This window comes from Mycobacterium sp. (assembly GCF_052145595.1).
GTDB lineage: Bacteria > Actinomycetota > Actinomycetes > Mycobacteriales > Mycobacteriaceae > Mycobacterium.
Genome location: NZ_JBKQOI010000259.1, coordinates 1 through 6147, shown reverse-complemented (window position 1 = coordinate 6147; position 6147 = coordinate 1). Strand labels below are relative to the sequence as shown.

The following is a 6147-nucleotide window of genomic DNA, read 5'->3' as shown; positions in this document are numbered from 1 at the left end:
GGCAGGCGGCTGTGCCCGCCGGCTGCGCCCGCGGCGGGCCCTATCGCCCCGCAGCGGTCGCCGCAGCGGTCGCCACAGCAGTCGCCCGTCTGCTGCGTGCAGCAGTCCCGCAGCAGTCCCGCAGCAGTGCCTCCGCACGACCACCTTGGTGCCACTCAAGGCACCCAAGACTTTGGCTGCCAAACGGGCGGCCGGGAGAGGAGAACAACAACCATGACAACCCGTAAGCCCACGTGGGTCCTCGACCTGACCGAACACCCGGACTTACGAGACGAGCTCGCCGTCCACGGTCCCGATGCGTTCTTCGTCGTCAGCCCGTACGCCTCGCCGAGCGGCGAAGCTCTCGATGAGTACTACCGCAGCCGCGGCTTCACTGTGTACCAAGACCATGAAGATGGCGGTCTGATGACGACACCCGAGATGCGGTACCTGATGGCGGGGCTGATCGGCACCCACAACATCGGCAGCACCTCAGGTGGTGTGGTGGTGCCGATCCGCGACGGGATCGACCTGCCGATGCCGTCCGGTGAATACCGTGTCCGCGTCACCAACGAGTACGGCGACGATCTGTTCACGGTGTCCCGCATCCACATCGTCGACGGACAGGAGCGCGTCGAGGGATCTGTGGAGACGGACTTCGTCGACGTTGGCGAGCTGGTTCACCGCGCCGGGTGCTACGTCAATTGGGACGAGCAGCAGTGGACCGACATCGCGGGCCGGCCATGAGCGACTACTACGACGAGTTCGACCCGTTCGCCCTCGGCCCCGACAAGTGGGTGGTGGACGACGGCGGGCGCGAGGCCGCTGGCCTGCCGCCAGTCCTCGAAGAGAAGCGTGGCGACTGCGCGGTGCGCGCCATCACCATCGCGACCGAACTGGGCTACCTGAACGTCAAGGATCTGGTGAACGGGATCGGGCGGGCCAGCCCGGTCTGGTACGAGTCCGTGTGCCGCGAGGGCCGCCAGCTGCATACCGAGGCCGACGACGGCGTGGCTATTGAGGTGTGCAGGCGGGTGCTAGAGAACGAACTCGGCTGGACCCGGCACTGGCCCTGGCCCGGCAGGCGGTTCACGCTGCGGCGGCTGCCGATGGGTCCGGTCGTCGTCAGCTGCCGCAGTCACCTCGCCGCCGTGGTCGATCAGCGGCTGCACGACACCTGGGACTCCACCAAGGGTGGACGGGCGCTCATTAACTCCTACTGGACCCCGCCCGCTCCGCTGGCGGTCGAGCCATGACCCGATCCAAGCGCCGCCAGCGCGAGACCCCGCCCGCCATCAAGGTCGTCAACATCAAGCGGCACCCGCGCAAGATCGCGCCCGCACTCCCCGCGGCGATCCCACGAGTCCGAGCGAAGAAGGGCAAGCGATGACCACCTGGACGATCACCCTGGCCGACGGCCGCACCGTGCAGGTCGAGGCCGACGAGATCACCACCCGCAACGACGGCTCGCTATGGGCACTGCGCTCGGCCGCGCCACCACCCGACAAGCTCAGGTCGGTGCTGGTGCTCGCTGGCGGCGCGTGGACGATGGCACAGCCCGAGCCGACTGGGGAGGGCGAGCCGGTCCTGCTACCCGCCACCCCGGTCCCCGACACCTTCCGCCGATGACCACCTGCCCGTCCTGCCACCGCCACGAGGGCAAGCACTGGATCACCTGCGCGGCCAACCGCTGCGCCCGCTGCCAACGCGCGCCGGCCACCATCGGCCCCTGGTGCGGTCCGTGCTGGAAGCGCGTCCAACGCCAGCGCAGGGAGGCGGTCGACGCCGCGCTTGAGCGGCTGGGCGAGTGGGAGGACGAGCCGTGAAAAATGCCGTGCAACCCGTCACTACGTGCCGGGATCGGACGTACGAGTACGCCCGCGCGAAGCGTCGCCGCGCCGCGGCCCTGCGTGGCTGCACCTGTCTGTGGTGCGGGAGGACCTTCACGTCGTGGTACAACACCACCCGCTGGTGCTCACACCGCTGCCGGACCGCCGCGCATCGCGGACCCAAGACGTGGGCGCTCATCACGTGGAGCCCGAAGGGTCAGATGCATGCCAGCTTCCGCTGGTTCGCTACGGCTGCCGCCGCTCGCGCCGCCGCGCCCCGAGGCGAGCCGTTCACCATTGTCGACATCACCGTCCAGCCGGACCCGAGGGTGACGTTCCCGGCGCCGTGGGAGATCGCATTTCGGACCCGCTTCATCGAGACGCCGTACCCGAGCCGTGAGCCGCGGCGGTCCGTACGCGCCGGGGCCGGTCCGGTGGTACCACCTACCCACCGCGACCCCGAAAAGCCGCCCAGCGCCGTACAGCGCCGAGCCAGGACACGCTTGCAACCCGCCAGCGACCACCCCTGGAGAACCACATGACCCTCGAAGAAGCCGCCAAGCGCGCCCGCGAGATCGCGGACACCAGCATCGACCCCTTCGACCACCTGCGCGCCAACGCCATGGAAGGCGCGGTCGCCGCCGAGCGGCTGAACGCCATGCACGCGGCGAACCCTCCCGCCGGCGACACCTCCGACTTGCCCCCGTGGTCCGAGGTCTCCAGGCCGTACGGTGAGGACGCGGCCAGGGGACCCTAACGGACTGGCTTGCCACGCTCCGGCCGTGGCGGCCCGCGCCAGAACTTCCTACCTCCGGCGCGGGTCCGCCCCCAAAAGCCGCGATATGTCGGTGGCGCGGCGTATATTCATCGCCAGACGTGGCGGTCGTAGCCTGATCAACTCGAACGCCGGTGCGGGTGGCACACTCCACCAGGGCGCGTCCCCCGAAGCCCGCGTGGGGCTCTTTCGTCGTCATGAGAGCCCCGCCGGCACGGCCCCCTGGCCCGTAGATCGGGCAGGGATCAGGCGGCGGGCAATCAGTCTCCGAAAGCCCGTGCCGTCCCATGCCCGACGATCTCACCTCCCGCCTCCAGGACGCCCGCGCCCGCTCGTACCGGGAGGCCGAGCGCATCCTGATGACCGCCCGCGATGCCGGCCGCACCACGCTCGGACCCGATGAGAAGCGCCGTGTCGATGCCGCGCTGTCCGACCTGGACGCCATCAACGCGCGGCTGGACGAACGCGCCGCCGACCTCGAGCGCGGCGCCCTCCCTCCTCACCTACAACACCTGACGAGAAAGAACCCGACCATGACCACTCACGTCCACGAGCCTGACCTGTACCGCCCTGGCGGACCTCACTCCTTCGGCCTCGACCTGATCCGCGCCAGCACTCCGGGAATGGACTTGAACGGCGAGGCGCGATCACGGCTGGCGCGCCACACCGAGGACATGGCCGAGCGCAACGTGGAGCTACGCGACCTATCCCGAGTAGATGGCAGTGGGGGGTATGCCGTTCCGCCGGCATGGCTCATGGATCAATATATTGAGCTGGCCCGTCCCGGCCGCGCGTTCGCCAATGTCTGCCAACGCCAGCCTTTGCCGGGCGGCACCGACAGCATCAACATCCCCAAGATTTTGACCGGGACCGCCGTCGGCGTGCAGACCGCGGACAACCAGCCGGTCGTGGATGTTGACCTGGCTGACACATTCATCAACGCGCCGGTGCGGACGATCAGCGGCGAGCAAGCAGTGGCGATTCAGCTGATCGACCAGTCGCCGATCGCGTTCGACGACTTGGTGTTCCGTGACCTGGTGGCCGCGCACGCGGCCCAGACGGATCAACAGATCATCGGAGGCACCGGGGCCAACGGCCAAGTGTTAGGCATCCAGCTCACACCCGGCATCACGACGATCGCGGCCAGCGCGGTCGACATCCAGCACGTCTACGGCGCGATCGCGAACGCCGTGCAGACGATCCACAGCACCAGGTTTTTGCCGCCCGAGGTCATCGTCATGCACCCACGGCGGTGGGGCTGGTTCCTGAGCCTGCTCGACGCCTCCCAGCGGCCCCTGTTTTTGGGTACGGCGAACGCCCCGATGAACGTTGCCGGTGTGCTCACAGACGTGGCCTCCCAGCAGATCGTCGGGTCGATGCACGGCCTGCCCGTGGTGACCGACCCGAACATCCCCGTCACCCAGGGCACGGGCAACAACGAGGACCCGGTGTTCGTCGTGAGGGCATCCGACCTGGTCCTATGGGAGGGTGGGATTAGGGCCAGGGTCCTACCCGAAACCAAGGCCACGACGCTCACGGTCCTGCTCCAGATCTACAGCTACCTGGCGTTCACCGCGGCCCGCTACCCCGCCAGCGTCGTCGAGATCACCGGGCTGACCGCGCCGACGTTCTGAGAAGGTTGCTGCCGCACGGTAACAAGAAATCCGGTAGAGCCGCTGCAAGGTGCGGCGGCGAGCCGGTCCACACCGGACCCGGCAACTCGGCCCGCGCTCTCGTTGTAAGACTTGGCGTTTGGCGGCAGCTCAGTACCGCACGACCCACACACCAATCCCGCCGCCGTCATGTCACGCGGCCAGCCCACTATCGTCCGACGGCACTATCGTGTCACCGCTGTCGAGACAACATAGGTCATATCGCCCAGGCCGGCCGGTCCAAACGAGTGACGGCCGAATGCAGACCATCCAGCTCGGCCACACCACCCGTTTCCGGTTTTACGCAGAGGCGACGGCGAAGAGACGCCACTCGCCGGGCACGCCCTTGAGCTGCTGAGTGCCGCGGTCCTCGAACTCGAGTCCTGACCCGATCACCAGGTCGCGCAGCGTGCTGGACACCAGCACGTCGTTCGGCCCTGCCAGCGCGCTCACCCGCGCGCCGATGTGCACGGCGATCCCGCCGATGTCGTCGCCGCGGACCTCGCATTCGCCGGTGTGCAATCCGGCGCGCACCTGGATGCCGAGGGTTTGCACCGCGTCGCGGATCGACATCGCGCAGCGGATCGCTCGCTGCGGGCCGTCGAACGTCGCCAGGAAGCCGTCCCCCGACGTGTTCACCTCGCGCCCCCGAAACCGAACAAGCTGCGCCCGCACCACGGCGTCGTGCGCATCAAGCAACGCACGCCAGTCACGATCCCCCATCTCCGCAGCCCGGCGCGTCGAGTCCACCATGTCGGTGAAAAGCACCGTGGCGAGCACGCGGTCATCGGCTACGTCAGCCTGCTGGCCGGTGAGGAATTCGTGAATCGCTTGGAAGGATTCGCGCCATGGTTCTACGAAGTGGTACAGATTGCGCCCCGGTAGCTCGACGTATTTCGCGCCCTCTATGTAATCGGCGACATCCTTGCCCACCGCTGGCACGATCAACGGGTCCTCGGCGTGCTGGACGACGAGGGTTGGCACGCGAATTGCCGGAAGCACCGCCCGCACGTCCATTTCGGCCACCAGGGGCAGCACGAGAGCAACGGTGCCTGGGCTCGCTGCCAGGCGTTCCATCCGAGCCCACGCTGCCCGGATCTCCTCGTTCCACGGCATGTCCGGATTCAAGACATGCTGGAACTCCCCCGTGCCCCACATGGCGACCATCGCAGCGAGGGCTTCCTCGACGAGATCGAAGATGGCCCCCCCGAACTGATCCGCGGAGCCCTCGAGTACGACCAGCGTGGTGGTGCGTGACGGATGTGTTGCTGCGAACAGCGCGGCTGGCGCGAACGCGGCGTTGCTCGCTAGGAGCACCGCTTCGCGACTCCCGAGATCGTCCAACACCGCGGTGACACTGTCGGCCCATTGCTCCAAAGTCGGCAGCGCACCCGGTGTGACCGGATCAGATGCTCCCGTGCCCGGCTGGTCGAAGAAGATCAGTCGACCGAGCGACGTCATCGCCTCGACCCAGCCTTGAATGGACGGTAGCTCCGGCAGGTGTTCGCAGCAGGTGAACCAGTTCGGCACGAATACGATGTCGCGAGGGCCTTCGCCTGTCGTGCGATAGGCGACGCGCAAGTCCCCGTTCAGCGCATAGCGCGTCTCCGAGAACATTGCGGAAGTGTAAGCCGAGCAGCGGGTCGAGTTTCGGTGTCATGCAACCGCGCCTCGGGGCGTGGGTGTTCTCGGTCGGATTCCGCGGATGTGCGAGGTAGGAGCGCGTCGGTTGTGAGATTCTGCAGGGGTGTCCGCTCCTGCGGCTGCTCCTTCGGGGGTGGTGACGTTTCTGTTCACCGACGGGTCGAACCCTCGACATCGGTGAACAGAAACGTCACCACCCCCGAAGGAGCAGCCGCAGGAGCGGACACCCCTGCAGAATCTCACAACCGACGCGCTCCTACCTCGCACA

At 67.6% G+C, this 6147-nt stretch carries 8 protein-coding genes; 7 read left to right on the top strand and 1 reads right to left on the bottom strand.

Annotated features, from left to right (window positions below; all coding sequences use genetic code 11):
- The first annotated feature begins 213 nt into the window (after nt 1-213).
- The 7 genes from ACLP4W_RS22480 to ACLP4W_RS22450 all read left to right on the top strand — a co-directional run bounded on the left by ACLP4W_RS22480 (nt 214) and on the right by ACLP4W_RS22450 (nt 4217).
- Complete coding sequence (locus ACLP4W_RS22480; protein WP_442389629.1) at nt 214-726, top strand: hypothetical protein; 513 nt, start codon at nt 214-216, stop codon at nt 724-726.
- Nucleotides 723-1235, top strand: coding sequence for a hypothetical protein (locus tag ACLP4W_RS22475; RefSeq protein WP_442389628.1), 513 nt, complete (start codon nt 723-725; stop codon nt 1233-1235). Before ACLP4W_RS22480 ends, ACLP4W_RS22475 begins: the two co-directional genes overlap by 4 nt.
- Nucleotides 1232-1369: a hypothetical protein gene (locus ACLP4W_RS22470; protein ID WP_442389627.1), complete on the top strand. Its 138-nt coding sequence runs from the start codon at nt 1232-1234 to the stop codon at nt 1367-1369. Before ACLP4W_RS22475 ends, ACLP4W_RS22470 begins: the two co-directional genes overlap by 4 nt.
- On the top strand, nt 1366-1608 hold the full coding sequence (locus ACLP4W_RS22465) for a hypothetical protein (RefSeq protein ID WP_442389626.1): 243 nt from the start codon (nt 1366-1368) through the stop codon (nt 1606-1608). Before ACLP4W_RS22470 ends, ACLP4W_RS22465 begins: the two co-directional genes overlap by 4 nt.
- A gap of 193 nt (nt 1609-1801) precedes the next feature.
- Nucleotides 1802-2350 (top strand): hypothetical protein, encoded by a 549-nt coding sequence (locus tag ACLP4W_RS22460; RefSeq protein WP_442389625.1) that lies wholly within the window; start codon nt 1802-1804, stop codon nt 2348-2350.
- Nucleotides 2347-2565, top strand: coding sequence for a hypothetical protein (locus tag ACLP4W_RS22455; RefSeq protein ID WP_442389624.1), 219 nt, complete (start codon nt 2347-2349; stop codon nt 2563-2565). Before ACLP4W_RS22460 ends, ACLP4W_RS22455 begins: the two co-directional genes overlap by 4 nt.
- Nucleotides 2566-2870: 305 nt before the next feature.
- Nucleotides 2871-4217 carry a phage major capsid protein gene (locus ACLP4W_RS22450; protein WP_442389623.1) on the top strand — a complete coding sequence of 449 codons (1347 nt, stop codon included), beginning with the start codon at nt 2871-2873 and terminating at the stop codon, nt 4215-4217.
- A 318-nt stretch (nt 4218-4535) separates the two neighbouring features.
- Here ACLP4W_RS22450 and ACLP4W_RS22445 read toward each other — a convergent pair whose 3' ends face one another.
- The gene (locus tag ACLP4W_RS22445) at nt 4536-5852 is read right to left on the bottom strand and encodes an adenylate/guanylate cyclase domain-containing protein (RefSeq protein ID WP_442389622.1); all 1317 of its coding nucleotides are present in this window, start codon (nt 5850-5852) and stop codon (nt 4536-4538) included.
- Nucleotides 5853-6147 lie beyond the last annotated feature (295 nt).